Below are 25,190 nucleotides of genomic sequence, written 5' to 3'. Positions count from 1 at the left end.
CGGCTCCCGTAGCCCGGCGGTGGTGCGTCCGGCCACTGTAGCGAAGCTACCCGCGAGTAGGAAGGGGTGCGGGCGTCACAAAAGGCATCCGGACGGCGGGGCGGGGTCCGGCGGCGGCCCGAACGGGTGAACGGGCGGACGGGCGTCCACGGGGACCACCCGATAGGGGAGTTACCCGGCCGCGGCGGGCGGGGCAGCATGGGGGCATGACCCTCGGAACCGCCGCCGGCCCCGCCGCGTCCGCCTCCGGCTCCACCGGCCCGGCCGGAGGCCTCGGCGGGCACCTCGCCGCCGTCACGCTGCCCCCGCGCGCCGCGCGCGTCGAACAGGCCGAGGCCGCCGTCGACCGGCTGCGCACCGCCGCCGTCGACGCGGTGGCCGTCACCTGGGTGGACAACGCGGGCATCACCCGGGTCAAGGCCGTCCCGCTGGGCGCCCTGGTGCACGCCGCGCAGTGGGGCGTCGGTACCGCACCCTGCTTCGACGTCTTCCTCGCCGACGACGGCATCACCACCAGCCCGAGCACCGGCGGCCCCACCGGGGACCTGCGGCTCTACCCCGACCTCGACCGGGTCGTCCCGCTGGCCGCCCAGCCCGGCTGGGCCTGGGCCCCGGGGGACCGGCACACCCAGGCCGGCACCCCGCACCCCGGCTGCCAGCGGCTGTTCGCCCGCCGGATGGAGGCCGCGGCCGCCGAGCGCGGGCTGACCCTGCGGGCCGGCATCGAGGTCGAGTGGGTGGTCGCCCTCGCCGGCGGCCCGCAGGACGAGCCGCAGTACCCGACGCACGGCCCCGCGTACGGGATGCACCGGCTCACCGACCTCACCGACTACCTGCGGGACGTCCTGCGCGCCCTCGGCGAGCAGGGGCTGACCGTCCTGCAGATCCACCCCGAGTACGCCCCGGGCCAGTTCGAGGTCTCGGTGGCCCCCGAGGGCCCGGTCGGCGCCGCCGACACCTCCGTCCTGGTCCGGCACACCGTGCGGGCCGTCTCCGCCCGGCACGGCCTGCGGGTCTCCTTCGCCCCCGTGGTCGAGCCCGGCGCGGTCGGCAACGGCGGGCACCTGCACCTGAGCCTCTGGCGGGACGGCCGCAACCTCGGCCACGGCGGCCCCGGCCCGCACGGCCTGACCGCCGAGGCCGAGGGCTTCCTCGCCGGGGTGCTCGGCGCGCTGCCCGAACTCCTGGTGCTGGGCTGCTCCAGCCCGGCCGGCTACCTGCGGCTGGTGCCCTCGCACTGGGCCGGCGCCTACCAGTGCTGGGGCCTGGAGAACCGCGAGGCCGCGCTGCGCCTGGTGACGGGCTCCACGGGGGAGCGGGCCGACGCCGCCAACGCCGAGGTCAAGTGCTTCGACGCCAGCGCCAATCCGTACCTGGCGGTCGGCGCGGTGCTCGCCGCCGGTCTCTCCGGCCTCGACCAACACCTGGAGCTGCCACCGGAGTTCACCGGCGACCCGGCCGCCGCCGAACCCGGCGCGGTGCCCCGGCTGCCGACCGGACCGGCGCAGGCGCTGGCCGCGTACGAGCGCTCGTCGGTGCTGCGCGAGGCGCTCGGCGGGCCGCTGTACGAGGCGGTACTGGCGGTGCGCCGGGCGGAGGGCGAGCAGTACGCCGCCGCCACCCCCGAGCAACTGGTCGCCGCCACCCGCTGGCGGTACTGACCGGTGCACGCCGGGGCCCCGGCGGTGCCCGCGCTGGTCGACCACCACTGCCACAGCGTGGTGGCGGCCGACCTCGCCGACGACGCCCTGGCCGGGCTGCTCACCGAGTCCGACCGGCCGCCCGCACCCGGCTGTTCGCCCTTCGACAGCGCGCTCGGCCTGGCCGTCCGGCGCTGGTGCCCGCCCGTCCTCGGCCTGCCCGCGCACGCCCCGGCCGCCGACTACCTGGCCCGGCGGCGGGAGCTGGGCGGCGCCGAGGCCACCCGTCGGCTGCTGGCCGCGGCCGGGCTGGACACCTGCCTGGTGGACACCGGGCTGACCGCCGCCGCGGGCCTTCCGCTGCTGCCGCTCGGCGAACTCGCCGCGGTCGCCGGGGCGGTGGTGCACGAGGTGGTCCGGCTGGAGTCGGTGGCCGAGGCGGTGGCGGGCCCGGCCGAGTCCTGGCCGCAGGCCGTCGGGGAGGCGCTGGCGGCGGCCGCCGCGGGTGCGGTCGCGGTCAAGTCGGTGCTCGCCTACCGGCACGGCCTGGCCGCCCCCGCCGAACGGCCCGCGCGGGCGGCCGTGGTGGCCGCGGCCGGCGCCTGGCTGCGCGGCGGGCGGGGCCGGCTGGCCGATCCGGTGCTGCTGCACCACCTGCTCTGGACGGCCGTGGACGTCTGTGCCGGGCTGGGCCTGCCGCTCCAACTCCACACCGGCTTCGGCGATCCCGACCTCACCCTGCACCGGGCCGATCCGTCGCTGCTGACCGGTTTCGTGCGCGGCGCCGAGCCGAGCGGCGTCCCGCTGGTGCTGCTGCACTGCTACCCGTACCACCGCCAGGCCGGGTGGCTGGCCCAGGCCTTCCCGACGGTGTACACCGACCTCGGGCTGACCGCCTCCTACACCGGCCCGCGGGTGGCTGCGGTGCTGGGCGAGATGCTGGAACTGGCGCCGTTCGGCAAGCTGTTGTTCTCCACCGACGCGTACGGGCTGCCCGAGTTGTACCTGGTGGGCGCCGCCCAGTTCCGGTACGGACTGGGGGCGGTGCTGGCCGACTGGCAGGCGGGTGGCGCCTGTTCGGCGGCGGACGCGCAGCGGCTGGCCCGGCTGGTCGCCGCCGACAACGCCCGGACGCTGTACTCACTGCCCGGCGCACCGTAGCACGTCGGCGGACCATCACTTTTTAACACTCTTCAATTCTGTTGACATGTTGGGCCTCCGGACTCCTCGGTTCCGATGTTGGCCAACATGTGACGATTAGATGACTACCTCTTGCGCTTATCAGCGAATATTCATTAGCGTCCCGATCATTCCAGGCGCACCTGCCACACCGCAGCTGCCGCATGACGACTCGGGAGGGCCAACCCCTATGAGAGTTCCTCGGATCAGCCGGACCCGGTTCGCGGCGGTGGGCCTCGTGCTCGCCACCGCCGGCGCCCTCGCGCTCCCGGCCGGCACCGCCGTCGCGGCCCCCTCGGCGGGCTCGACGACCGGTCCGCTGCTCAGCTACGTCGTCAACACCAAGGCCAACCACGGCCAGGTGCAGAAGGTCGAGAAGGCGATCACCGCCCTCGGCGGCTCGGTGGTGTACTCGTACGAGCAGATCGGCGTCGTCATCGCCCGCTCGGACGACACCGCGTTCGCGCAGAAGCTGCGTCAGGCCAAGGGCGTCGACTCCGTCGGTGCCAGCCGCACCAAGGGCATCACCGCCGCCGACCAGGCCAAGGCCGACGTCGCCGCCGAGCCCTCCGCCGCGCCCGCCGCCGGTCAGGAGCCGTACGAGGCCAACCAGTGGGACATGCGCCAGATCGGTGTCGACAAGGCGCACAAGCTCTCGCTCGGCAGCCGCAACGTCACCGTCGGCGTGCTGGACTCCGGTATCGACGCGACGCACGAGGACCTGGCCGCCAACGTGGACGCCTCGCAGTCGGTCTCCTGCATCGACGGCGGCAAGCCGAACACCGACTGGAAGTCCTGGCAGCCCACCACCAGCGACCACGGCACCCACGTGGCCGGCACGATCGGCGCCGCCAAGAACGGCAAGGGCGTCGTCGGCATCGCCCCGAACGTGAAGCTGGCCGCGGTCAAGGTCGTCGACGACGGCGGGTTCATCTACCCCGAGTACGCGATCTGCGGCTTCGTGTGGGCCGGTGAGCACCAGTTCAAGGTGACCAACAACAGCTACTACGTCGACCCGTGGATGTTCAACTGCCCGAACGACAAGGACCAGGCCGCGATCAGCGCCGCCGTCCGCAAGGCGGTCTCGTTCTCGCAGCGCAAGGGCGTCCTCAACGTCGCCGCGGCGGGCAACGAGAACATCGACCTGGCGCACAAGACCGTTGACGTCGCCAGCCCGGACGACACCACCAAGGTGACCCGCCCGGTCACCAACGACTGCCTGTCGCTGCCGACCGAGCTGCCCGGCGTCATCGCCGTCTCCTCGGTGGGCGTCAAGGGCGACAAGGCGTACTACTCCAGCTACGGCAAGGGCGTCGTGACCGTCGCCGCGCCGGGTGGCGACCGCCGCTACCAGCTCCCGGACACCCCGGACAAGGACGGCCGGATCCTCTCCACCATCCCGGGCAACAAGTACGGCTACATGCAGGGCACTTCGATGGCCACCCCGCACGTCGTCGGCGTGGTCGCGCTGCTCGCCAGCACCTTCCCGTGGGCCAACCCGGACGAGCTGACCGAGCTGCTCACCAACCAGGCGGAGTCGCACCCCTGCCCGACCGGCGAGTACAACCCGGGCGGCACCGGCGCGTACAAGGCCACCTGCGAGGGCGGCGCGGACGACAACGGCTTCTACGGCGCGGGCATCATCAACGCCGAGAAGGCGGTCCAGTGGTGGCGCTGACGCGCTGACCACGGCGACACCTGAACACTGAGCCGGGGAGCGGGCCCATCCGGGTCCGCTCCCCGGTCGTTTCCGGGCCTCCGTGCCCGGGCCCCGCCCTGCTGACTTCCACGGGCGGGCCCCGGCCCACTCATTCGACGTGCTGGTCCCAGCCCGTCTCCACCGACGGCTTGCCGTGCAGGTCCGGGACTTCCCGGAGCCAGGCGGGCCGGCCGGCCCGCGTCCGGGCCTCCCGGCGGCGTTCGGCCTCGCGCAGCTGCTCGGGGGTGGCGAAGCCCTCCGGGAGCCACTGCGCGGAGAGCACCACCCGGGCGGCCAGGTGGGTCACGTAGGCGTGCCGGACGGCGGCCACCGAGTCGAAGCCGGGCTCGTCGGCCAGCCACTCGTCCGGGACGAGCGCCAGCACCTCCTCCAGCAGGCCGACGGTGACCAGCGGGCCGAGCTCCTCGTCGGCCAGCCGGACGTCCGGGGCCGCGCCGCCCAGCGCGTGCGCGCTGAGGTCGTAGCGCTTGCCGACCGCCGCCTCGGCGGTGGCCCAGCGGTGGTGGAAGATCAGCGCGGCGCCGTTGTCGATCAGCCAGAGCCGTCCGTGCCAGACCACCAGGTTGGGGTTGTGGACGGTGCGGTCGACGTTGCCGGTGAGGGCGTCCAGCCAGACCACCCGCCCGGCCTCGGCGGAGTCCACCGGGATCATGCCCGGCCGGTAGTCCCGCGCGCCGGGCAGCAGGTCCATCCCGAGGTTGAGGCCGCCGCTGGCCTTGAGCATGTCCTGGATCTCGGTGTCGGGCTCGTCCGCGGCGACGGCCGGATCGAAGTCCACCAGCCGCAGCTCGGGGACGCGCAGGCCGAGCCGCCGGGCCAGCTCGCCGACGATCACCTCCGCGACCAGCGCCTTGCGGCCCTGCGCGGCGCCGGTGAACTTGACCACGTAGGTTCCCAGGTCGTCGGTCTCCACCACACCGGGGACGGAACCGCCGGACCGCAGCGGGTCGACGTAGCGCACTGCTGTCACCAGATCGAGCACACCGGCCACCCTATCCCGCCGCCCCGCCACCTCTGCGGGCCGTCCGGTCGGCCTGCGCCCCCGGCGCTGTGATTGGCTTGCCGGTGAGAATCGGAAGACCAAACGGACGAGGAGAGCAAGGCCATGGGACAGGTGCAGGCCACCACCGAGCGGGACTACGACGCCGCCCCCGAGCGGGTGTACGAGGCGCTGGCCGACTACCAGGTGACCCGCCCGAAGCTGCTGCCCCCGCAGTACAGCGAGTACGAGGTCCGGGTCGGCGGCACCGGCGCCGGCACCCAGGTGCACTGGAAGCTGCAGGCCACCGAGAAGCGCGTGCGGGACTGCCTGTTCACCGTCTCGGCGCCCTCGCCCGACCAACTGGTGGAGAAGGACGCCAACTCCAGCATGGTGATCACCTGGACCGTCTCGGCGGCCGGCGAGGGCCGGTCGAAGGTCACCGTCTCGGCCACCTGGCAGGGCGCGAGCGGCATCGGCGGCTTCTTCGAGCGGACCTTCGCCCCGAAGGGCCTGAACCGGATCCACGACCAGGTGCTGGCCAACCTGGCCGCCGAGGTCCGCTGAGTCCGCGGAGTTCAGCGAGTCCACCGGGTTCACCGGGTTCAGCGAGTCCACCGGGTTCACCGGGTTCACCGGGTTCGCCTTTCCCGCGGCAATTCGCCCGGGAATTCGAGCGGCCCGTCCACCCGTACGAGCGGAAAGCCGTACGGGTGGACGGCCCGCCACCTGCGGGTGACGAGGGCCGCCCGGCGCGGGCGAGCCACCCTAGGCTCGCCGCCGTGCATATGACGATCCTTCACATTTCACAGCCCGTGGACGGCGGAGTCGCCCGCGTCGTCGCCGATCTGGTCCGGGGGCAGCGCGAGGCCGGTCACCGGGTGCTGGTCGCCTGCCCGGGCGGCGGCCGGCTGGCCGAGGAGGCCGCCGCCGTGGGCGCGTTGGTCCATGACTGGCCCGCCGGGCGCTCGCCGGGCCCGGGCACCGCCGCCGAGGCGTGGCGGCTGCGCCGGATCGTCCGGGCGGCCGCGCCCGACGTGGTCCACCTGCACAGTGCCAAGGCCGGGCTGGCCGGCCGCCTGGCGGTACGCGGCGCGGTGCCGACCGTCTTCCAGCCGCACGCCTGGTCCTTCGCCGCCGTCGAGGGCCCGCTGGCCACCGCCACCCTGCACTGGGAGCGCTTCGCCAGCCGCTGGGCGCACCGCCTGCTCTGCGTCAGCGTCCAGGAGCGGGCCGACGGCGTCGCCGCCGGGGTGAGCGCGGACTGGGCGGTGGTGCCCAACGGCGTGGACGTCCGCCACTACGCACCCGCCGACCGCCGGGCGGCCCGGATCGCGCTGGGCCTGGACCTGGACGCCCCGCTCGCGGTCTGCGTCGGCCGGCTGTGCCGGCAGAAGGGGCAGGACGTGCTGCTGGCGGCCTGGCCGGAGGTGCTGCGGGCGGTGCCGCAGGCCCGGCTGGCGCTGGTCGGCGGCGGCCCCGAGGGGAACCGGCTGGCGGATCTGGTCCGGGAGTCGGCCGAGCCGTCCCGGGTCCGGCTGGTCGGGGACGTGCCGGATCCGAGGCCGTGGCTGGCGGCGGCCGACCTGGTGGTGCTGCCCTCGCGCTGGGAGGGCATGGCGCTGGCCCCGCTGGAGGCGATGGCGGTGGCCCGTCCGGTGCTGCTGACCGACGTGCCGGGCGCCCGGGAGTGCCTGCCCCAGGCCGAGCGGGAGCGGGCGGTGGTGCCGTCCGAGGACGTGACCGCGCTCGCCACCCGAATGGCGGAAGCGCTGTCCGATTCGATCGAGTGTGAGCGGCGCGGGGCGCGGCTGCGCGATCACGTGGTCGCCCGGCATGACGTCCGCACGGTGGTCGAACAGGTGGACGCGCTGTACCGCCATCTGCTGGGTGCCGGTCCGGCGGCCGGGCGGCGCCGGGCCCGTGTCCCAGAGCGGATCTGATCGTTTCACATGCCGTGAATGCCCGCCGATCCGGCGCCGTCGTATTCGCACCCTCAACCGGATAGGGACGAGGCGTCAAATCCGAAATACCTATTAATGGGCGGCTGGAATGAAACGGCAAGTCAACTTCCAGCCTGCGCAGCCCGGTTATGTATTGTCGGATTTCGCCTGCTTCGTTTCGATTTCACGCCGGGAATTCGCGACTGAGCCCTTCATGGCCGCGCCCCGCGCGGCCGGGCCCGGTGCGAGAGGACCGAAAGCCGCCAGCGGTAGCAGGTGCTGTCAGGACCGCGCCCACCGGGCCGGGACGGCCGCTCCGCGCCATCCGGTGCCGGGGCGCCGTCACCCCGGGCACACAGCAGGGGAGTTCGTGCGCTGATGACCATTGACCACGACAGCGTGCCGCGAGCGGGTCGGTCCCTGTCCGGCCCGCGGCGGCCCGGCACCGGGCTGCTCGACCGTCCGGCCGGATCCGCCCGGACCCGGACGGTGCCGCCGCCCCGCCGGCCCCGCGGGGCGGTCCGTTCCCGGCTCGCCCTGCCGCTCGCGCTGGTCCAGGTCGACGCGATCGCGCTGTGCACCGCCACCGGCCTCGCCAACCGGGCCGTCGACCCCGCCGTCCCGCTCGCGCCGCTGCTCGGTGCCGCCGCCGTCCTGCCCCTGCTGCTCGTGCTCAACCTGGTCGGCGGCCTCTACCGCACCCGGCTCACCCTCTCCGTCCTGGACGAACTGCCCGCGCTGGCCGTCCGGGCCGTCGTCGCCACCGCCTTCGCCGTCACCCTGGCCGGCTGTCTGGACGGCCGCTGGCCCGACTGCGGCCCGGCCACCCCGGCCCGGCTCACCGTCCTGCTCGGCGTCCAGCTGCTGATCGCCGCCGTCGGCCGCGCCGTGCTCTACCACCTGGTCCGGCGGATCCGCCGCAGCCGCCCCAACCCCGTCCTGGTGCTCGGCGCCGGCCGGCTCGGCCGCCGGGTCGCCGCCGCCCTCAGCGAGCGCGGCGAGTACGGGATGCGCCCGGTCGGCTTCCTCGACGCCGACCCGCCGCTGCTCGCCGGCGACACCGACCTGCCCGTCCTCGGCGGCCGCGAGGTGCTGGAGCGCGAGGTCCGCCGGCACCGGATCCACCACGTGGTCGCCACCGCCGGCGCCGCCGACGAGGCCGAGACCGCCGCCGCCCTGCGCGACGCCGCCCGGCTCGGCTGCCAGGTCTGGCTGGTGCCCGCGCTGCGCGAGCACGGCTCGCTGCCCGCCGGCCCGCTGTCCGGAGCCGACCACCTGTGGGGCTTCCCCTGCCTGCGGGTCGGCAGCCCGGCGATGCGCCGCCCCGGCTGGGCCGCCAAGCGCGCCCTGGACGTCACCGCCGCCGGGCTCGGCCTGCTGCTGCTCGCCCCCGTCCTGGTGCTCTGCGCGCTGGCCGTCCGCTTCGACACCGGCCCCGGCGTGCTCTTCCGCCAGCAGCGCACCGGGCTGGACGGCAAGGTCTTCACCGTCCTCAAGTTCCGCACCCTGCGCCCGAGCAACGAACACGAGTCGGCGACCCGCTGGAACATCTCCCAGGACCACCGGATGGGCGCCGTCGGCCGACTGCTGCGCCGCAGCTCGCTGGACGAGCTGCCGCAGCTGTGGAACGTGCTGTGCGGCGACATGAGCCTGGTCGGCCCGCGCCCGGAACGCCCCTACTTCGTCATGCGGTTCGGCCAGGCCTACCCCGAGTACGCCGACCGCCACCGCGTCCCGGTCGGCCTGACCGGCCTCGCCCAGGTCAACGGCCTGCGCGGGGACACCTCGATCGAGGACCGGGCCCGGTTCGACAACCGCTACATCGAGAGCTGGAGCCTCTGGCAGGACGTCAAGATCCTGTGCCGCACCGCGGTCCTGATGCTCCACCCGGACGGGAGCTGACCCGCGTGGCCCTGACCCTTCCCGCCGTCCCCCGGCTCGCGTTACGCAAGGCGCTGCCCGCGCTCGCGGACCGGCCCAGCCTGCTCGCCGCGGCGACCGTCCTGCTGGTCTGCGTGCCCACCGGCGAGAAGGACGTCGCCGCCGCCGTTCACGTCACCGCCGCCGACGTGGCCTCGCTGGCCCTGGTCGCGCTCACCGCGCTCAACCTGCTGCGCGGGCGGCTGCCCGCCGTCAGCCGCGCCACCTGCGTGCTGTTCGGCGGCATCGTGGTCGCCGCCGCCGTCGCCACCGTCGGCTCGATCGACCCGGCCACCAGCCTCACCGGCTTCGTCCGGCTCACCCAGGTGTTCGTCCTGGTGCCGGCCGGGGTGCTCTGCTCGCTGCGCGACCGCGTCGACCAGCGGCTGGTCCTCGGCTCCTTCGTGCTCGCCGCGCTGATCCAGGGCGTGGTCGGCGCGCACCAGTACCTCACCCGGACCGGCGCCTCCTACACCGGCCAGCCGATCCGGGCCGTCGGCACCTTCGGCGCCCTCGACATCATGGCGATGTCCACGGTCGTCAGCTACGGGCTGCTCGCCGCCCTGGCCCTGGCGCTCGCCGAGCGCCGCCCCGGCGGCGACGTCCGGCTGCGCCGCGCCATGTTCGCGGCCGCCGCCTTCCTGGCCTTCCCGCTCGCCGTCTCGTTCAGCCGCGGCAGCTGGATCGCCACCGCCGCCGCGGCCACCGTGCTGCTGCTGCGCGCCGACGCCCGGCTCGCCGTCCGCGGAGCCGTCCTCGGCCTGGCCGGCGCGGTCGTCCTGGTCGGCGGCCTCGGCCTCGGCGCCTCCGGCGTCACCGCGCGGCTCGGCTCGATCGGCTCCGTCTCCGCGGCCCCCGACCAGTCCGTCTCCGACCGCTACGACCTGTGGTCCACCGCCGGGCGGATCTGGCAGGACCACCCCGTCCACGGCGCCGGCCCCAAGGCCTTCCAGCAACTGCGCGACAGCCACGCCCCGCTGCGGCTCTCCTCCGGCAGCGACGCCGCCGACTCCACCATCGGCTTCCAGCGCGAACCGCTGCTCTCCCCGCACAACATGTACTTCCTGGTGCTCAGCGAGCAGGGCCTGATCGGCATCGTCGCCTACGCCGCGCTCTTCCTCGGCCTGCTGCTCGGCTGCCTGCGCCACTCCCGCGGCCCGGCCCTCGCCGCCCTGGCCCTGCTCACCTGGGTGCTGGTCGACTTCCTGTACGCGGACATCGGTGGCACCACCACCGTGCTGACCTCCGTCGTCCTCGGCCTCGCGGCCCGGGCCTGCGTCGCGGAGGCCGACCCGCGATGACCACCGACCAGCCGGCCCTCGCCTCCGCCGTGCCCGCCCCGCGCGGCGTCCGCGCCGGCGGCCGGCCGTCCGGGCCCGATCCGGCCCCCCGGCGCGGCTTCCTCGCCAAGGCCTTCGGCATCACCGCCGTCCTCAGCGCCGCCGGCTCCGGCCTCGGCCTGCTGCGCGACCTCCTGCTGGCCCGCTACTTCGGCGCCAACCAGGGCACCGACGCCTTCCTGGTCGCCTGGACCGTCCCGGAGACGGCCGCGCCGCTGCTGATCGAGGACGCCATGTCCTTCCTCATGGTGCCCGCCTTCGCGCTCGCCCTGGTGCTGCGCGAGGAGGACCCGGACGCCCCCGACCCGGTCCGCCAACTGGTCCGCGCCACCCTGCCCTGGCTGCTGCTCGCGCTCAGCGGGCTCGCGCTGGCCGCCGCCCTCGGCGCCCCGCAGCTGGTCGAGCTGCTCGCCCCCGGCCTGGCCAACCCCGGCCTCGCCGTCACCTGCACCCGGATCACCGCGATCACCGTGCTGCCGTTCGGCGTGGCCGGCTACCTCGCCGCCGCGCTGCGCGCCCACCACTGCTTCACCGCGCCGGCCGGCATCTACGTCGCCTACAACGTCGGCATCCTCGCCGTGCTGCTCGGCTGCCAGTCCTTCCTGGGCGTGCGCTCCGCCGCCCTCGGCGTCGCGCTCGGCAGCCTGCTGATGGCCGGCCTGCTGGTCGCCCCGTTCCTGCGCCGGCTGCGCCAGGGCGCGGGCCCGGGATCGCCCCCCGGCGCGGGCCGCGCCCGCCGCTCCCGCAAGGCGCTGGTGCTGATGCCGTTCGCCCTGCTGCCGGTGGCCGCGTTCACCCTGACCCGGCAGTCGCAGGTCTTCGTCGAGCGCTACCTCGGCTCGGCGCTGCCGCCCGGCACCATCTCGCACCTCAACTACGCCGCCAAGGTCTCCCAACTGGCCATGACGGCCGGCATCCTGATCTGCACCGTCACCTTCCCGCTGGTCGCCCGGGCGCTGGCGGCCGGGGACCTCACCGCCGCCCGGGACCGCGTCGAGAAGGACCTCGGCCAGGCCGCGGCGGTCGTCCTGGTCGGCACCGCCTTCCTGATGGCCTGCGCCCCCTCGGTGGTCTCGCTGCTCTTCCAGCGCGGCGCCTTCGGCCCGCGGGACACCGCCGCCACCGCCGCCGTCATCCGGGTCTACAGCTTCGGCCTGCCCGCCCAGGCGCTGATCGGCGTGATGATCCGCCCGTACTTCTCGCTGCGCCCGGTGGTCCGCCGGGCCGACGATCCGGGAACCGAGGACGGCGGCCGCCGGCTGCTGGACTGGTTCCCGGTCGCCGCGATGCTGCTCGGCCTCGGTGTCACCGTCGTGGTCAGCCTGCTCGCCACCCCCCGCTTCGGCGCCCTCGGGCTCGCCGCCGGGAACGCGGCCGGCATCACCGTCGCCGCCGCGCTGCTGCTGCACGGCCTGGTGCTGCGCGGCATCCCGCTGCGGCTGCGCCGGGTGCTCGGCGGCCACGCCCGGCTGCTGGCCGCCGCCGGTGGCGCCACCGCCCTCGGCGCCGCCGTCGCCGGGCTGGCCACCGGCCCCCTGCTCTCGACCCTCCTCGGGGGCCTCACCGTGGCGTTGGCCTTCGCCGTCCTCGGCACCGGCCTCGGCGCGCGTGAGGTGCGCGGTCCGGTCCTCGCCGTGGCCCGGGCCCTGAACCCGCCAACCGTCGCCGATGAAGGGAAGCTTCCCCATGGACAATGAACGGGGAACCGTCCGTTCGACCCAGGCGGGCGTCCGCCGCCAGGCCGTACCGGCCGCAGCCGCACCACGTGGCGACCTCCCGTACACCGACTCCGCCGGGCCGAAGGCGCGGCTGTCCAGGAGCCGCCGCCCGCTCGGCGAACCGTCCGGCCCCGCTTCCTCCTCGCCGTGGATCCTGATGTACCACTCGGTGGCGGTCGAGAAGGAGGACCCGTACCAGCTGACCGTCAGCCCCGAGCGGTTCGCCGAGCAGGTCGCCTGGCTGCACCGGCGCGGGCGGCGCGGCGTCTCCGTGCGCGAGCTGATGCGGGCCCGGGCCGCCGGCCGGGACGACAGGCTGGTCGGGCTGAGCTTCGACGACGGCTACGCGGACTTCGCGCGCCACGCCGTGCCGATCCTCCAGGCGTACGGCTTCACCGCCACCGCGTACGTGGTCGCCGACCTGCTCGGCCGGGACAACGGCTGGGACACCGAGGGGCCGCGCAAGCAGCTGCTCACCGTCCAGGAGGTCACCGAACTCGCCGCCGCCGGTTGGGAGATCGGCTCGCACGGCCTCGGCCACCAGGCGCTGCCCGGCCTGCCGGCCGACGTCCTGGCGGTGCAGACCCGGGAGAGCCGGCGCCTCCTGGAGGAGGTGGTCGGCGGCCCGGTCACCGGCTTCTGCTACCCGTACGGCGCCGTCGATCTGCCCGCCACCCAGGCCGTCCGCGACGCCGGCTACGACTACGCCTGCGCCATCGCGCACTCCCCGCTCACCGGCCGCTTCGCGCTGCCCCGCTGCTACGTCGGCGACCGCGACGGCGGCTGGCGGCTGCGCGCCAAACGCGGTCGGCAGCGGCTGCGCGACACCGTCACCGAGCTGCGCCGAAGCCCCCTGGTCGCCCGGCGGGGGGCCCGGCCGTGAGGGTCCTGCACATCGTCACCGGCCTCGCCTCGGGCGGCGCCGAGCGCCAGCTCCAGTTGCTGCTACGGCACTTGCCCGCACACCAGCAGTGCGAGGTGGTCGCACTGACCAACCCCGGCACGGTCGCCGCCGCGCTGCGCGGCGACGGGGTGACCGTCCACCACCTCGGCATGCGCGGCAACCGCGACCTGGGTGCGCTGCCCCGGTTGGTCCGGCTGGTCCGCTCCGGCCGCTACGACCTGGTGCACACCCACCTGTACCGGGCGCAGCTGTACGGCCGGCTGGCGGCCCGGCTCGCCGGGGTCCGCGCGGTGGTCTCCACCGAGCACTCGCTGCACGCCGGGGTGATCGAGGGCCGCCCGGTCACCCGCGGCGTCAAGGGCCTCTACCTGGCGGCCGAACGGCTCGGCAGCACCACCGTCGCGGTCTCCCGGCAGGTCGCCCAGACGCTGCACTCCTGGGGCGTCCCGCCGGCCCGGGTCGAGCTGATCCCCAACGGCATCGACACCGCCCGCTACCGCCGCCCGGCCGCCGACCGGGCCGCCACCCGCCGCCGGCTGCGGGCCGAACTCGGCCTGCCGGAGGGGAGCTGGGTGGTCGGCGGAGTCGGCCGGCTGGTCCCCGGCAAGCGCTTCGAGGTGCTGCTGGAGGCCCTCGCCGCACTCGACCCGGCCGCCCGGCTGGTGCTGGTCGGCGCGGGCCCGGAGCGCGCCGCGCTGGAGCACCGGGCCGCCGAACTCGGCGTCCGGGAACGGCTGGTGCTCACCGGCGAGCGCGACGACGTGCCCGACCTGCTGACCGCCCTGGACGTGCTGGCCGCCCCCTCCACCGCGGAGACCTTCGGCCTCGGCATCCTGGAGGGCCTCGCGGCCGGCCTGCCGGTGCGGCACAGCGCCTGCCCGGCGCTCGACGAACTGCCGCCCAGCGCCGCCCCGCAGGCCCGCCGGATCCCCTCCGAGGGCGCCGCGTACGCCGCCGCGCTGCGCGACCTGCGGCACCTGAACGACCACAACGCCGACCCGCTGCCGCACCCCCCTGCGGTCGGCCACTACGACATCGCCCGGGTCGCCGCCGACCTGGGCGCCCTCTACGACCGGCTGGCCCGCGCTTGACCGCCCGCCGCCGCCGGAACCGCCGTCACATACCCAAGGAGTCACACCCATGACCACACCGCGCCGAAGGGCCCGCCACCTGGTCCGCCGCTGGTGGCCGGTGGCGCTCGCGGTGCCGCTGGGCGCCGCGGCCGGCGCCGGGTACGCCGTCGTTTCGCACCCCTCGTACGCCGCCAGCGCCTACGTCCTCGTGGTGCCGCAGAATCCGGGGGAGGCCGCCACCGCGACCAACTTCGCGCAGGCGTACGGGCGGTTGGCGGGCCAGCCGCAGGTGCTCGCGGTGGCGGCCGTCGAGACCGGCCACACCCGTGCCCAGCTGGAGTCCCTGGTGCACGGGACCACCTCCCCGGACGCCCCGATGATCGAGATCACCGGCACCGGGACGCGCCCCCAGGAGGCGGCCCAGACCGCCGACGCGGTGGCCCGCTCGCTGGTCTCCTTCGCCAACACGAGCAGCAAGGACACCAGCGTCCGGCTGGTGACGCTGGCGCCGGCCGCCGAGCCGGACAAGCCGACCACCCCGTCCGCCGCGCTGGACGTCGCGGTCGGCGGCGCGGCCGGGCTGCTGGTGGGGGCCCTGGTGATGATGACCCGCCGCCGGGGCGAGGCCGCCCCGCCGGAGTCCGCCGAGGCCGCCGAGGCCGCAGAGCCCGCAGAGGCCCCGGTGGAGCCGACGACGCCGGCCACCCCCCGCCCGCGCGGCGAGGAGCCGCCCGCCGCCGACCGGGCCGGGCAGGCCGACGAGGCCGGCAGGACCGGCCAGGCGGAGGAGACGGAGAAGATGGAGAAGGCGGAGAAGGTCGAGGAGGCGGAGAAGGCCGAGGAGGCGGAAGGGCAGCCCGGGAAGCCCGCCGCCGCGAAGAACAGCGCCGAGGAGCCCCCGGCCAAGGAGAAGGCCGCGGCCGGGAGCGGGCGATGAGCACTGAGACCCGGCACACCGGCCTCCCGGCCCAGCCGGCGGCGCCGGGCTGGACCACCGAGCTGCGCCGCGAGGACGACGCCCTGGACACCCTCGCCGAGGAGTGGGACGACCTGGCCGCCCGCTGCCGGACCGCCACCTTCTTCCAGGCCGCCGACTGGCAGCGCTCCTGGTGGCGCCACTACGGCAGTCCGGGCGACCTGCTGGTGGTGCTCGTCCGCCGGGACGGCCTGCTGGTCGGCGCGGGTGCCTTCAGACGCCGCGGCGGCCCGCTCGGCGGGCTGACCGCCCTGGGCGCCGGGCTGGTCGACTACTCGGACGTGCTGCTCGACGACGACTGCGCCGACCGGGCCGCCGCCGAGTTCGCCGCCGCCCTCCCGCTCACCCGCCCGTGGCACTCCCTGGAGCTGCGCGAGGTGCACCCCGAGGCGGCGGTGCAGCGGGTGTACGAGCACTGGCACGGCCGGCGCCGCCGCTACCAGGACTCGCTCTGCCAGTACCTGCCGGCCGTCCCGATGGACCGGCTGCTCAAGCGGGTGCCCGGCAAGACCGCGCAACGCAGCCGGGTGAAGCTGCGCAAGATCGCCGAGGCCGGGGTGCAGGTCAGCTCGACGTCGGCGGCCGAGGTGCCGGCGGCGCTGGAGGGCCTGCTGCGGCTGCACTTCCTGCAGTGGCAGCAGCGCGGCGTCACCCCGGAGCACCGCACCGAGCGCTTCGCCCGCCACCTGACCGAGTCCACCGTCGGCCTGGTCGCCACCGGCAGGGCGACCGTCCACCAGTTCCGGCTGAACGGCGAACTGGTCGCGGTGAACCTGCTGCTGCTCTGCCCCTCATTCGGCGGCCTGTACATGTACGGCGCGCACCCGGTGCTGCGCGAGCGGCTGGACATCGCGGGGCTGCTGTTCAGCGCGGCCCTGGACGAGACGGTCGGCGCGGGCGTCCCGCTGCTCGGCCTGCTGCGCGGCCAGGAGCCGTACAAGCAGCGCTGGCGGCCGGACCAGCTGTCCAACCAGCGCCTGCTGTTCGGTCCGCCCGGGCCCGCGCCGGCGGCCATCGCCCGGTCCGGCGCGGTGCGCGTCCGCCAGCAGGCGGCGCACGTGCTGCGGACCCGCTTCCCGCGGCTCAAGGAGGCCCTGCTGGCCCGCCGCCGCGGCTGACCGCGTCCGCCCCCGCCCGGGCTCAGCGCCGGGCGGGTGTCCGGGCCGCCGAGGGGCTCGCGAAGGGGCTCGCGAAGGGGCTCGCGAAGGGGCTCGGGGAGGGGCTCGCCGACGCGGTGGCCGAGGGGCCCGGCGACGGGCTCGCGGACGGGCCGGGCACCACGTTCGGGGCCCCGGGCCCGGTCGGCGGCGCGGGCGGGCGCGGCGCCACCGGCGGGACGATCGGCTGGACGGGGGCCTGGGGCGCCGGCGGCACCACCGCCGGCGCCCCCTTCGACCCGGACATCAGCTGCTTGAACCGGGCGGCGGAGCGCGGGTTGCGGTCGCACTCGAAGAAGCCGTGCGGGCAGTAGTCGGTGACGGTCTGGTAGGCGGTGTCGTGGGTGCGCATCCACTCGACCATCCGCTGCACGAACTCCGGGTTGTCGCCGTTGCGGAACAGCCCCCACTCCGGGTAGGAGACCGGCTTGCCGCGCTTGGCGGCGAACTCCACCTGGTCCTGCAGCCCGTACGGCTCGCGCACGTAGTCGTCGAAGGTGCCCCCGGCGGGCTGGTCGTAGTTGTCCATGCCGATGATGTCGACCACGTCGTCGCCGGGGTAGCACTTGGTCCACGGGATGGCGTCCAGGCCCCGGTTCGGGGTGAAGTCGAAGCGGAACCGCTGCCCCGGCACCGAGCGCATCACACCGACGATCCGTCGCCAGTACGCCTTCCACGCGGACGGGTCGGGCTTGCAGCGGTGCGTGTAGGTGACGCCGTTCATCTCCCAGCCGAGGGTGAGCACGGTGTCCGCGCCGCCGAGGGCGACCAGCCGGTGGGCGAGCCGCAGGAAGTGCCGGTCGAAGTCCCCGCGCGCGCCCTGGGCGAGCAGCTTGGCGACCTCGCCGTCCGGCACGTTCGCCTCGTTGGGCACCAGCATCGGCACGCCGAGGACGAGCGTCCGGGACGGGTCGGCCAGCCGCCACTGCGACCACATGCCGAGCACCATCAGCTCGCCCTCGACGTCGGCCCAGCCGTTGCCCGCCAGGTAGGTGTGGCCGACTTGCAGGTTGGCGTCGCCCAGCCACTGCGCGTACCGGCCGATCTGCGGGATGTAGTCGTCCCAGGAGCCGACGAAGGCGCCGAACGGCGGCTCGTGCTTGGGCCGCTGGACGGGCGGGCGGGGGGCGGCGCCGCGCGGCTCGAAGGCGTCCGAGGAGAGGGAGTGCCGTTCGGTCTGGCTGAGCGGCGACCCGGCCGGGACGCTGGCCGTGGCCATCAGCAGCAGGGCGGCGGCGGCCAGCGTCAGGCGGCCGATTCGCATGGTCTCTCCTCCGGGCGTCGAGGGGCGGGGGCGCGCTGGACGGACCGTGGCGCTCCGCTCGCCGACAGTAGGCCCGGCGGGCGTCGGAAAAGCCGAATGTCACCCTAAAGTGGGCGGTATTCGAACGCCGTCTGCCGCAACGCCCGGCCGGGTCTTGCCGCGTGTATCAGCTCTGTAACGGTCCGGCCGGGCCCCGGCGCCCGGCCCCGGAGCGGGCGGCGGCCCGGCCTCGGCACCGACGGTGCAGGTGGGCGGGCGGGTGCGCGGGGAGGGCGCGCGCGGCCGGACGCGCGGTCCGAGGGGTGGGGCGGGGGCAATTCCAGGCTGACTCGCGTGCCCGGTGAAAGGTACGCTCCGGCCGTGTCCTGGAAGCCGCTGCGTGTACTGACCCCCCGCTCGATCCTGCCTGCCCTGGCGGTGATGCTGGTCCTTGCGGCCGGTGCGGCGGCGCACGCCAACAAGCCGGTGCCGTTCGGCGACCGGGTGGCGGGGCCGGGCGAGGCGGAGGCCACGCCGGTCAGCACACAGTCGCTGAGCACGGCCGACCTGGACCTGAAGGTCGGCCCCGGACTGGAGGCCTTCCACCGGCAGAGCGGCGAGCAGGCCTGGTCCTACCGCCGCGAGGGCGCCACCGCGCTGTACCTGTCGATGGCGGGGGACAACGCCATCGTGGTCTGGGACGACGGCCTGGTCACCTCGGTGCGCCCGGGCGACCACGAGGTGCGCTGGCACCGGGCGGTGCCCGGCCTGGCGGACTGGCTGCGCGGCGACGGCGAGCCCGGCGCCGACAAGCGCACCGACGCGCAGCGCAAGGAGCTGGCCCAGGAGCGGGCCGCGGCGGCCCTGCACACCGTCCCGCAGGGAGCCTCCGCCTGGGTGGCCGTGGTGACCCCGAACCTGACCATGGGCCTGCGCGACGCCGACGGCGACCTGCGCTACAACTCCAAGCCGCCCGGCGGCTGCGTCTACGACCCGCTGCGCACGGTCGGCACCGAGTACGCCGTGCTCGTCCCGCGCGGCTGCACCAACAGTGCCGGGCAGGCCGTCTCCGGCGGCATCAACGGGTACCGGCTGGACAGCACCGGCTGGCAGCTGAACACCGGCCCGAGCGCCTCGATCAAGGCGCTGGACGGCAGCCGGGTGCTGATCACCGACGGCCCGATCGTTCCGGCCCGGGTGTTCGACACCAAGGCGGCCGCCCCCGAGGCGGCCTGCGGCAGCCCGTCCGCGTTCGCGGCGGTCCGTCCGCAGGGCGGCTGCACCGACCCGGCGGCGAGTCCGGCCCAGGACGCCCCGGTGGGTCAGGACGCCCCGGCGGGCGACCAGCCGCCCGCGCAGCCCGAGGCGCAGCAGCCTCAGCAGTCCCAGCAGTCCCAGCAGTCCCAGCAGTAACGCCGGACCGCCGGTACCCCCGGGCGGTAGCCCCGGGGGTTCCCGCGCGGCCCGGTAGACTTGCCGTCATGGCTGACTTCTCCGGGCAATAGCGGGCGCGCGGCACCGCCCCGTGCGCTGTGCCGACCACCGACGACGCCCCTTCCCGATGCCCGGCCCCGGGCCCCGTCCGGCCGCCCGCCCACGTCCCAGGAGTAGTTTCCGCCATGATTTCCGCCAACGCCCTTGAGCTGCGCGCCGGTGCCCGGATCCTGATCGAGTCCGCGAACTTCAAGGTCGCCGCCGGCGACCGGATCGGCCTGGTCGGGCGCAACGGCGCCGGCAAGACCACACTGACCAAGGTGCTGGCCGGCGAGGGCATGCCGGCCTCGGGCACGGTGACCCGCTCCGGCGAGGTCGGCTACCTCCCGCAGGACCCGCGCACCGGCGACCTGGACGTCCTCGCCAAGGACCGCATCCTCTCCGCCCGCGGCCTCGACACCGTGCTCAGGAAGATGCGCGAGAACGAGGACCGGATGGCCAACGGCCAGGGCGCCACCCGGGACAACGCGATGAAGAAGTACGCGCGCCTGGAGACCGAGTTCCTCACCAAGGGCGGGTACGCCGCCGAGGCCGAGGCCGCCACCATCGCGGCCGCCCTGGGCCTGCCGGACCGCATCCTGAACCAGGAGCTGCACACCCTCTCCGGTGGTCAGCGCCGCCGCGTCGAGCTGGCCCGGATCCTGTTCTCGGACTCCGACGTGCTGCTGCTCGACGAGCCCACCAACCACCTCGACGCCGACTCGATCGTCTGGCTGCGGGACTTCCTGAAGACCTACAAGGGTGGCTTCATCGTCATCTCGCACGACGTCGACCTGGTCGAGACGGTCGTCAACAAGGTCTTCTACCTGGACGCCAACCGCTCCGCCATCGACGTCTACAACATGGGCTGGAAGCAGTACCAGCAGCAGCGCGAGGACGACGAGAAGCGCCGCAAGCGCGAGCGGGCCAACGCCGAGAAGAAGGCCGCGACCCTCAACTCCCAGGCCGACAAGATGCGGGCCAAGGCGACCAAGACGGTCGCCGCGCAGAACATGGCCCGCCGCGCCGAGAAGCTGCTCTCCGGCCTGGAGCAGGTGCGCCAGAACGACAAGGTCGCCAAGCTGCGCTTCCCGGACCCGGCGCCCTGCGGCAAGACCCCGCTGACGGCCAGCGGGCTCTCCAAGTCCTACGGTTCGCTGGAGATCTTCACCGACGTCGGCCTGGCCATCGACCGCGGCTCGCGGGTCGTCATCCTCGGCTTCAACGGCGCGGGCAAGACCACCCTGCTGCGGATGCTCGCCGGGGTGGAGCAGCCGGACACCGGCGAGGTGATCCCGGGCCACGGCCTGAAGATCGGCTACTACGCCCAGGAGCACGAGACCCTGGACCCGGACCGCACGGTGCTGGAGAACATGCGTTCCTCCGCGCCGGACACCGACCTGGTGCAGATCCGCAAGATCCTCGGTTCCTTCCTGTTCTCCGGCGACGACGTCGACAAGCCGGCCGGGGTGCTCTCCGGTGGTGAGAAGACCCGGCTCGCGCTGGCCTCGCTGGTGGTCTCCAGCGCCAACGTGCTGCTGCTCGACGAGCCCACCAACAACCTCGACCCGGCCAGCCGTGAGGAGATCCTCGGCGCGCTGCGCGAGTTCAGCGGCGCGGTCGTGCTGGTCACCCACGACGAGGGCGCCGTCGAGGCGCTCCAGCCGGAACGGATCATCCTGCTGCCGGACGGGGTCGAGGACCTCTGGAGCCCGGCGTACGCCGATCTGGTCTCGCTGGCCTGACCGGGTGTAGACGCGATCTCCGCTTTTAGGACCAGAAAAACTAGTACTTACGGCGTGTCCGGGAATGAAGAAAGCCTGGATTCCGTTTAAGGACTTCCTGTCGGCCCGCCACTCGATCGTGGTCGGGCCGACACTGCTGATCAGCCCTTTCTCGGCGGACGGCGGAATCCGCCTGGGGGCGCGCACTCTACGTGAGCGCCCTGATGCGCTCGGATCACCACCGCAGGACCACGCATTCCCGACATCGACCTTGCCGAATGGGTGGCCAGGACGCGGTGGATGGGTGATCATGGGAATCTGACCGAGCAACGCTACGAGGAGGCACGGGTGGCCGAGACTCTGAAAAAGGGCAGCCGGGTAACCGGTGCCGCGCGTGAGAAGCTCGCGGCCGATCTCAAGAAGAAGTACGACTCCGGGGCGAGCATTCGCGCTCTCGCGGAGGAGACCGGTCGTTCGTACGGCTTTGTGCACCGGATGCTGAGCGAGTCCGGAGTCATTCTCCGGGGCCGCGGTGGTGCCACGCGTGGCAAGAACAAGGCGACCGCCGGGGCCGGTTCCTGACGGTCCGTCAGCTTATGGCTGAATGGCGCGGCGGCAGGGCGCCGACCGGGGAGACGAGAACCGATCGTCCGCCCTCGGGTCGAGTGGACCGGCCGCCGATCGTCATGTCCGGGGTGTCGTCCACCCCCGGGCGCCCCCCTTCCGTCGATCTTTCCGGGCCGGCGCCCTGCCGCCGCGCGCCCAGGTTTGTTACTCTCCGGTAGCCAAGCCCCTCGCCACCGGAGGTCCCCGCATGACCGCCCCCGCCACCGACCCGCAGGCCCCGAGCTGGGAGCAGGACGGCGTCCGCCTGGAGATCGACGGTGAGCTCGCCGTCGTCACCCTGTGTCAGCCCAAGCGGCGCAACGCCCAGTCGCCCGCCCTGTGGCGCGCCCTCGCCGCCGCCGGCCGCGACCTGCCCGGCGGCGTCCGGGTGGTCCTGCTGCGCGCGGAGGGCGTCTCCTTCTCGGCGGGCCTGGACCGGGCCATGTTCACCCCCGAGGGCATCCCCGGCGAGCCCACCTTCCTCCAGCTCGCCGGCGCCCCCGACCAGGAGCTCGACGACACCATCGCCTCCTACCAGCAGGCCTTCACCTGGTGGCGCCGCCCCGACCTGGTCTCCATCGCCGCCGTCCAGGGCCATGCCGTCGGCGCCGGCTTCCAGCTCGCCCTCGGCTGCGACCTGCGCGTCGTCGCCGACGACGTCCAGTTCGCCATGAAGGAGACCTCGCTCGGCCTCGTCCCCGACCTGGCCGGCACCAAGCCGCTCACCGAACTCGTCGGCTACGCCCGGGCGCTGGAGATCTGCGCCACCGGCCGCTGGATCGGCGCCGAGGAGGCCGCCGCCATCGGGCTGGCCAACCTGGCCGTCCCCGGTGCGGAACTGGACGCCGCCGCCCGCGACCTCGCCGCCGCCCTGCTGGCCGCGCCGCGCAACGCCGTCATCGAGACCAAGGCCCTGCTCCAGGGCGCCGCCGGCCGCTCCTTCGACGAGCAGCGCTCGGCCGAACGGGCGGCGCAGGCCCGCCGCCTTCGGGACCTCGCCGGGATCGGCGACTAGGACCTGTCCGGCTGCGTCGTGTGAACGGGCCCGGCCCGGGGTGTGCTCCCCGGGCCGGGCCCTCGACGTTCCCGGAAGCGTCCCGGTGGCGTCCCGGCGGCCCTCCCCGGCGGGCGCGGAACGTGGCGAAATGCCAGAGTTATGGGGATTTGCGATATAGCTGGAGCCGTACGACGGGAGATGCGCCCCCATGCCTGACACTCCGACCCCCGCCACCATGCACAAGAACCCCGGCCACGTCGCGGCCGCCGGCTCCGCCGTCCACGCGCCGTCCTCGGCGTCCGCCGCCTCCGCCGCGACCGACGCCGGCAAGCCGACCGGCGAGCGCGGCCGCACGGCGCTGGCCGTCGGCGTGGTCGAGAAGATCGCCGGGATGGCCGCCCGCGAGGTCAACGGCATCCACGCCCTCGGCTCCGGCCTCGCCCGCACCTTCGGCGCGATGCGCGACCGGGTGCCGGGCGGCAAGTCCGGCGTCGGGCGCGGCATCAAGGCCGAGGTCGGCGAGAAGCAGACCGCCATCGACATCGCCCTGGTCGTCGAGTACGGCGTGGTCATCCCCGAACTCGCCCGGCAGGTGCGGGAGAACATCATCGACGCGGTCGAGCGGATGACCGGCCTGGAAGTCGTCGAGGTCAACATCGCGGTCAACGACGTCCACCTCCCCGACGAGCCGGACGTCGAGGAGGAGGAAGAGGAGACGGTCGTCGCGGGGCAGCGGCCCAAGCTCAAGTAGCGAGCCCACGAAGCGCCCGGCGGCGGGCGGCAGCGAGGACGAGGAGTAGCGGATGAACCTGGCCATCGTCGGCCTGGTGGTGGGCATGGCCCTCGGCTTCGCCGGGTACTTCGGCGGCTTCGCGGCGTTCCTGCTGGTCGCCGCGCTCGGGCTGGTCGGCTTCGTGGCCGGCCGCCTGCTGGAGGGCGACATCGAGCTGGGCGACCTCGGCGACCTGCTCCGCGGCCGCGACCGGCGCCGTTGATGGCGGCTCCCACCACCAGTGCCCGCCGCGAACCCGCCGCCCGGGGCCGACTCCGGATCGCCGACCGCGTCTACGCCCGCATCGCGGCCCGGGCCGCCCGCGAGGCCCTCGCCGACGCCTGGACCGGCCGCACCGCCCAGGGCGCACCGCCCGCCGTCTCGGTGGCCACGCCCGGCAGCACCGTGACCGTCCGGGTCGCCGTCGCACTGCCCTTCCCCGCCGACCTCGCGGCGCTCGCCCGGGCCGTCCGCGAACGCGTCGCCGCGCAGGTCGCCGGGTTCACCGGGACCAGGGTGTCCGAGGTGGTCGTCGTCGTGGAGCGGCTGGTGACCGGGGGAGTGTCATGAGTGCGGGGGGCGAACCGGTGCCCGGGGAGGAGGCGACGGCGGCCGGGGACGGGCCCCCGCCGGAGAAGGTACGGCGGCCGCGGGCGCCGCGGGCCGTCGTCGCGGCGCTCGTCGCCACCGTGCTGCTGGTGCTCGCGGGCGCGCTGCTGTACGACGTGATCGCCGTCCGCGCCGGGTACCCGACCCGCCGGTGGCGCGCCCGGATCGCTGACGAACTGGCCACCCGTCACCTCGACTACCTGTGGGCGCTAGTGGGTGCCGGCGCCGCCGTCCTCCTCGGCGGGGTGCTGCTCTGGCTGGCCCTCGCCCCCGGTCTCGGCCGCTGGCTCCCGCTGCGCCGGCACGGCGACACCGGCGCCGTCATCGACCGGGCCGGCATCGGGCACCTGCTCGCCGACCGCGCCGCCGGACTCCAGGGCATCGACCAGCTGCGGATCCGGATCAGCCGCCGGCGCGTCCGGGTCACCCTCATCGGGGCGGCGGACCCGGTGTCGGTCCAGCGCCAACTGCGCGACGAGCTGGCACGGGTGACGCTGGCCCGGCCGCTGCGCCTGGACGTGCGGGCGGCGCCCGGGGTGGGGGCGGCGGGATGAGGCGGACGGCCGTCAACCGGGTGCTGCTGGGTGTGGTCGGGGCGGTGCTGCTGGCCGCCGGCGTGCTGGTGCTGGCCGGCGGGCTCGACCTGTACCGGCGCCTCGGCGCCGACCCGCCGGGCTGGTGGCCGCTCACCTCCCCGGACCAGCCGGTGCTCAGTGCCCGCTCGCGCACCCGCTGGGCGGATTCGGCCTGGTGGTGGCCCACCATCATCGGCGGGCTGGCCGTGGTGGTCGCGGGCACGGCCTGGTGGCTGGTGGCGCAGCTGCGGCGCAGCGGCCCGGCCGGCCTCGTCGTGCCGACGCCCGGTGCCACCGGACTCCGGCTGCGGGTCCGCACCCGGGCGCTGGAAGAGGCGCTGGAGACCGGGACTGCCACGCTCCCCGAAGTCGAGCGCGCGGGCGTACGCCTGGTGCGCGCACCCGGGCACCCGCGGCTGCGGTGCGCCGTCCGGCTCACTCCCGGTGGCGATCCGGCGGCCCTGGTGGAGCACTTCGACACCGGCCCGCGAACCGACGCCCGGACCAGCCTGGGCCTCCCGGAACTCCCCGCCGACCTGCGGATCCGGATCCTCCAGGCCGCCCGGCCCGAGTCGCGACGGCGCCGCGGGCGGCGCAGGCCCCCGCGGGTGGAGTGAACCAGGGGCGGGCGGAGCCCGACGC

Annotated in this window: 23 protein-coding genes; 21 read left to right on the top strand and 2 right to left on the bottom strand. The window is 74.9% G+C overall.

Going from position 1 to position 25,190, the window contains the following annotated elements:
• Positions 1 to 206 precede the first annotated feature (206 nt).
• The 3 genes from ACFWPT_RS18100 to ACFWPT_RS18090 all read left to right on the top strand — a co-directional run bounded on the left by ACFWPT_RS18100 (position 207) and on the right by ACFWPT_RS18090 (position 4,497).
• The gene (locus ACFWPT_RS18100; RefSeq protein ID WP_380482703.1) at positions 207 to 1,661 is read left to right on the top strand and encodes a glutamine synthetase; all 1,455 of its coding nucleotides are present in this window, start codon (positions 207 to 209) and stop codon (positions 1,659 to 1,661) included.
• 3 nt (positions 1,662 to 1,664) lie between these two features.
• Positions 1,665 to 2,801: an amidohydrolase family protein gene (locus tag ACFWPT_RS18095; protein ID WP_380482701.1), complete on the top strand. Its 1,137-nt coding sequence runs from the start codon at positions 1,665 to 1,667 to the stop codon at positions 2,799 to 2,801.
• A 208-nt stretch (positions 2,802 to 3,009) separates the two neighbouring features.
• Positions 3,010 to 4,497: a S8 family serine peptidase gene (locus ACFWPT_RS18090; RefSeq protein WP_380376432.1), complete on the top strand. Its 1,488-nt coding sequence runs from the start codon at positions 3,010 to 3,012 to the stop codon at positions 4,495 to 4,497.
• Between the two features lie 130 nt (positions 4,498 to 4,627).
• Here ACFWPT_RS18090 and ACFWPT_RS18085 read toward each other — a convergent pair whose 3' ends face one another.
• Positions 4,628 to 5,521 (bottom strand): HipA family kinase, encoded by an 894-nt coding sequence (locus tag ACFWPT_RS18085; protein WP_380482699.1) that lies wholly within the window; start codon positions 5,519 to 5,521, stop codon positions 4,628 to 4,630.
• A 123-nt stretch (positions 5,522 to 5,644) separates the two neighbouring features.
• Here ACFWPT_RS18085 and ACFWPT_RS18080 point away from each other — a divergent pair, with 123 nt between their 5' ends.
• The 9 genes from ACFWPT_RS18080 to ACFWPT_RS18040 all read left to right on the top strand — a co-directional run bounded on the left by ACFWPT_RS18080 (position 5,645) and on the right by ACFWPT_RS18040 (position 16,510).
• Positions 5,645 to 6,085, top strand: a complete 441-nt coding sequence (locus ACFWPT_RS18080) for an SRPBCC family protein (protein ID WP_063349600.1) — start codon at positions 5,645 to 5,647, stop codon at positions 6,083 to 6,085.
• Positions 6,086 to 6,306: 221 nt separating this feature from the next.
• Positions 6,307 to 7,461, top strand: coding sequence for a glycosyltransferase (locus ACFWPT_RS18075; protein WP_380482697.1), 1,155 nt, complete (start codon positions 6,307 to 6,309; stop codon positions 7,459 to 7,461).
• Positions 7,462 to 7,839: 378 nt separating this feature from the next.
• Positions 7,840 to 9,363 carry a sugar transferase gene (locus tag ACFWPT_RS18070; RefSeq protein ID WP_363369067.1) on the top strand — a complete coding sequence of 508 codons (1,524 nt, stop codon included), beginning with the start codon at positions 7,840 to 7,842 and terminating at the stop codon, positions 9,361 to 9,363.
• 5 nt (positions 9,364 to 9,368) lie between these two features.
• Positions 9,369 to 10,682, top strand: coding sequence for an O-antigen ligase family protein (locus ACFWPT_RS18065; protein WP_380482695.1), 1,314 nt, complete (start codon positions 9,369 to 9,371; stop codon positions 10,680 to 10,682).
• Positions 10,679 to 12,418 carry a lipid II flippase MurJ gene (locus ACFWPT_RS18060; RefSeq protein ID WP_380482693.1) on the top strand — a complete coding sequence of 580 codons (1,740 nt, stop codon included), beginning with the start codon at positions 10,679 to 10,681 and terminating at the stop codon, positions 12,416 to 12,418. The genes ACFWPT_RS18065 and ACFWPT_RS18060 overlap by 4 nt, the downstream gene beginning before the upstream one ends.
• On the top strand, positions 12,408 to 13,322 hold the full coding sequence (locus tag ACFWPT_RS18055) for a polysaccharide deacetylase family protein (RefSeq protein WP_380482691.1): 915 nt from the start codon (positions 12,408 to 12,410) through the stop codon (positions 13,320 to 13,322). The genes ACFWPT_RS18060 and ACFWPT_RS18055 overlap by 11 nt, the downstream gene beginning before the upstream one ends.
• Positions 13,319 to 14,434 carry a glycosyltransferase gene (locus ACFWPT_RS18050; protein WP_063349605.1) on the top strand — a complete coding sequence of 372 codons (1,116 nt, stop codon included), beginning with the start codon at positions 13,319 to 13,321 and terminating at the stop codon, positions 14,432 to 14,434. Before ACFWPT_RS18055 ends, ACFWPT_RS18050 begins: the two co-directional genes overlap by 4 nt.
• 49 nt (positions 14,435 to 14,483) lie before the next feature.
• Entirely contained in the window at positions 14,484 to 15,353 is an 870-nt protein-coding gene (locus ACFWPT_RS18045) for a Wzz/FepE/Etk N-terminal domain-containing protein (protein WP_380482689.1), read from the top strand.
• A complete protein-coding gene (locus ACFWPT_RS18040; protein WP_380376453.1) occupies positions 15,350 to 16,510 on the top strand; it encodes a GNAT family N-acetyltransferase in 1,161 nt (386 codons plus the stop codon). Before ACFWPT_RS18045 ends, ACFWPT_RS18040 begins: the two co-directional genes overlap by 4 nt.
• 22 nt (positions 16,511 to 16,532) lie before the next feature.
• Here ACFWPT_RS18040 and ACFWPT_RS18035 read toward each other — a convergent pair whose 3' ends face one another.
• The gene (locus ACFWPT_RS18035; protein ID WP_380482687.1) at positions 16,533 to 17,813 is read right to left on the bottom strand and encodes a glycoside hydrolase family 26 protein; all 1,281 of its coding nucleotides are present in this window, start codon (positions 17,811 to 17,813) and stop codon (positions 16,533 to 16,535) included.
• A gap of 360 nt (positions 17,814 to 18,173) precedes the next feature.
• On the opposite strand from ACFWPT_RS18035, the gene ACFWPT_RS18030 reads away from it, so the two are divergent.
• From ACFWPT_RS18030 to ACFWPT_RS17990, 9 genes are all read left to right on the top strand, one after another.
• Positions 18,174 to 19,205, top strand: coding sequence for a hypothetical protein (locus tag ACFWPT_RS18030; RefSeq protein WP_380482685.1), 1,032 nt, complete (start codon positions 18,174 to 18,176; stop codon positions 19,203 to 19,205).
• A 206-nt stretch (positions 19,206 to 19,411) separates the two neighbouring features.
• A complete protein-coding gene (abc-f, locus tag ACFWPT_RS18025) occupies positions 19,412 to 21,010 on the top strand; it encodes a ribosomal protection-like ABC-F family protein (protein WP_063349609.1) in 1,599 nt (532 codons plus the stop codon).
• Positions 21,011 to 21,337: 327 nt separating this feature from the next.
• Positions 21,338 to 21,571, top strand: coding sequence for a helix-turn-helix domain-containing protein (locus tag ACFWPT_RS18020; protein ID WP_030059940.1), 234 nt, complete (start codon positions 21,338 to 21,340; stop codon positions 21,569 to 21,571).
• A gap of 232 nt (positions 21,572 to 21,803) precedes the next feature.
• Positions 21,804 to 22,610 (top strand): enoyl-CoA hydratase/isomerase family protein, encoded by an 807-nt coding sequence (locus tag ACFWPT_RS18015; RefSeq protein WP_380376463.1) that lies wholly within the window; start codon positions 21,804 to 21,806, stop codon positions 22,608 to 22,610.
• Between the two features lie 217 nt (positions 22,611 to 22,827).
• Positions 22,828 to 23,343 carry an Asp23/Gls24 family envelope stress response protein gene (locus ACFWPT_RS18010; RefSeq protein WP_380482743.1) on the top strand — a complete coding sequence of 172 codons (516 nt, stop codon included), beginning with the start codon at positions 22,828 to 22,830 and terminating at the stop codon, positions 23,341 to 23,343.
• A gap of 52 nt (positions 23,344 to 23,395) precedes the next feature.
• Positions 23,396 to 23,587, top strand: a complete 192-nt coding sequence (locus ACFWPT_RS18005) for a hypothetical protein (RefSeq protein WP_063349611.1) — start codon at positions 23,396 to 23,398, stop codon at positions 23,585 to 23,587.
• Complete coding sequence (locus ACFWPT_RS18000) at positions 23,587 to 23,934, top strand: Asp23/Gls24 family envelope stress response protein (protein ID WP_380376466.1); 348 nt, start codon at positions 23,587 to 23,589, stop codon at positions 23,932 to 23,934. The genes ACFWPT_RS18005 and ACFWPT_RS18000 overlap by 1 nt, the downstream gene beginning before the upstream one ends.
• On the top strand, positions 23,931 to 24,527 hold the full coding sequence (locus ACFWPT_RS17995; RefSeq protein ID WP_380376468.1) for a DUF6286 domain-containing protein: 597 nt from the start codon (positions 23,931 to 23,933) through the stop codon (positions 24,525 to 24,527). Before ACFWPT_RS18000 ends, ACFWPT_RS17995 begins: the two co-directional genes overlap by 4 nt.
• Positions 24,524 to 25,165 carry an alkaline shock response membrane anchor protein AmaP gene (locus ACFWPT_RS17990; protein ID WP_380482683.1) on the top strand — a complete coding sequence of 214 codons (642 nt, stop codon included), beginning with the start codon at positions 24,524 to 24,526 and terminating at the stop codon, positions 25,163 to 25,165. Before ACFWPT_RS17995 ends, ACFWPT_RS17990 begins: the two co-directional genes overlap by 4 nt.
• The last annotated feature ends 25 nt before the right edge of the window (positions 25,166 to 25,190 follow it).

Origin of the sequence: Kitasatospora sp. NPDC058478 (genome assembly GCF_042720345.1) — a bacterium.
GTDB lineage: Bacteria > Actinomycetota > Actinomycetes > Streptomycetales > Streptomycetaceae > Kitasatospora.
This window is presented reverse-complemented; position numbering and strand designations above follow the sequence as displayed.

Bases quoted from the DNA above. Each gene is read 5' to 3' on its own strand.
- ACFWPT_RS18010 (WP_380482743.1), top strand. From the start codon at position 22,828: ATGCACAAGAACCCCGGCCACGTCGCGGCCGCCGGCTCCGCCGTCCAC.
- ACFWPT_RS18080 (WP_063349600.1), top strand. From the start codon at position 5,645: ATGGGACAGGTGCAGGCCACCACCGAGCGGGACTACGACGCCGCCCCC.
- abc-f (WP_063349609.1), top strand. From the start codon at position 19,412: ATGATTTCCGCCAACGCCCTTGAGCTGCGCGCCGGTGCCCGGATCCTG.
- ACFWPT_RS18015 (WP_380376463.1), top strand. From the start codon at position 21,804: ATGACCGCCCCCGCCACCGACCCGCAGGCCCCGAGCTGGGAGCAGGAC.
- ACFWPT_RS17995 (WP_380376468.1), top strand. From the start codon at position 23,931: ATGAGTGCGGGGGGCGAACCGGTGCCCGGGGAGGAGGCGACGGCGGCC.
- ACFWPT_RS18040 (WP_380376453.1), top strand. From the start codon at position 15,350: ATGAGCACTGAGACCCGGCACACCGGCCTCCCGGCCCAGCCGGCGGCG.
- ACFWPT_RS18090 (WP_380376432.1), top strand. From the start codon at position 3,010: ATGAGAGTTCCTCGGATCAGCCGGACCCGGTTCGCGGCGGTGGGCCTC.
- ACFWPT_RS18035 (WP_380482687.1), bottom strand. From the start codon at position 17,813: ATGCGAATCGGCCGCCTGACGCTGGCCGCCGCCGCCCTGCTGCTGATG.
- ACFWPT_RS18060 (WP_380482693.1), top strand. From the start codon at position 10,679: ATGACCACCGACCAGCCGGCCCTCGCCTCCGCCGTGCCCGCCCCGCGC.
- ACFWPT_RS18000 (WP_380376466.1), top strand. From the start codon at position 23,587: ATGGCGGCTCCCACCACCAGTGCCCGCCGCGAACCCGCCGCCCGGGGC.
- ACFWPT_RS17990 (WP_380482683.1), top strand. From the start codon at position 24,524: ATGAGGCGGACGGCCGTCAACCGGGTGCTGCTGGGTGTGGTCGGGGCG.
- ACFWPT_RS18070 (WP_363369067.1), top strand. From the start codon at position 7,840: ATGACCATTGACCACGACAGCGTGCCGCGAGCGGGTCGGTCCCTGTCC.
- ACFWPT_RS18100 (WP_380482703.1), top strand. From the start codon at position 207: ATGACCCTCGGAACCGCCGCCGGCCCCGCCGCGTCCGCCTCCGGCTCC.
- ACFWPT_RS18075 (WP_380482697.1), top strand. From the start codon at position 6,307: ATGACGATCCTTCACATTTCACAGCCCGTGGACGGCGGAGTCGCCCGC.
- ACFWPT_RS18055 (WP_380482691.1), top strand. From the start codon at position 12,408: ATGGACAATGAACGGGGAACCGTCCGTTCGACCCAGGCGGGCGTCCGC.
- ACFWPT_RS18005 (WP_063349611.1), top strand. From the start codon at position 23,396: ATGAACCTGGCCATCGTCGGCCTGGTGGTGGGCATGGCCCTCGGCTTC.
- ACFWPT_RS18045 (WP_380482689.1), top strand. From the start codon at position 14,484: ATGACCACACCGCGCCGAAGGGCCCGCCACCTGGTCCGCCGCTGGTGG.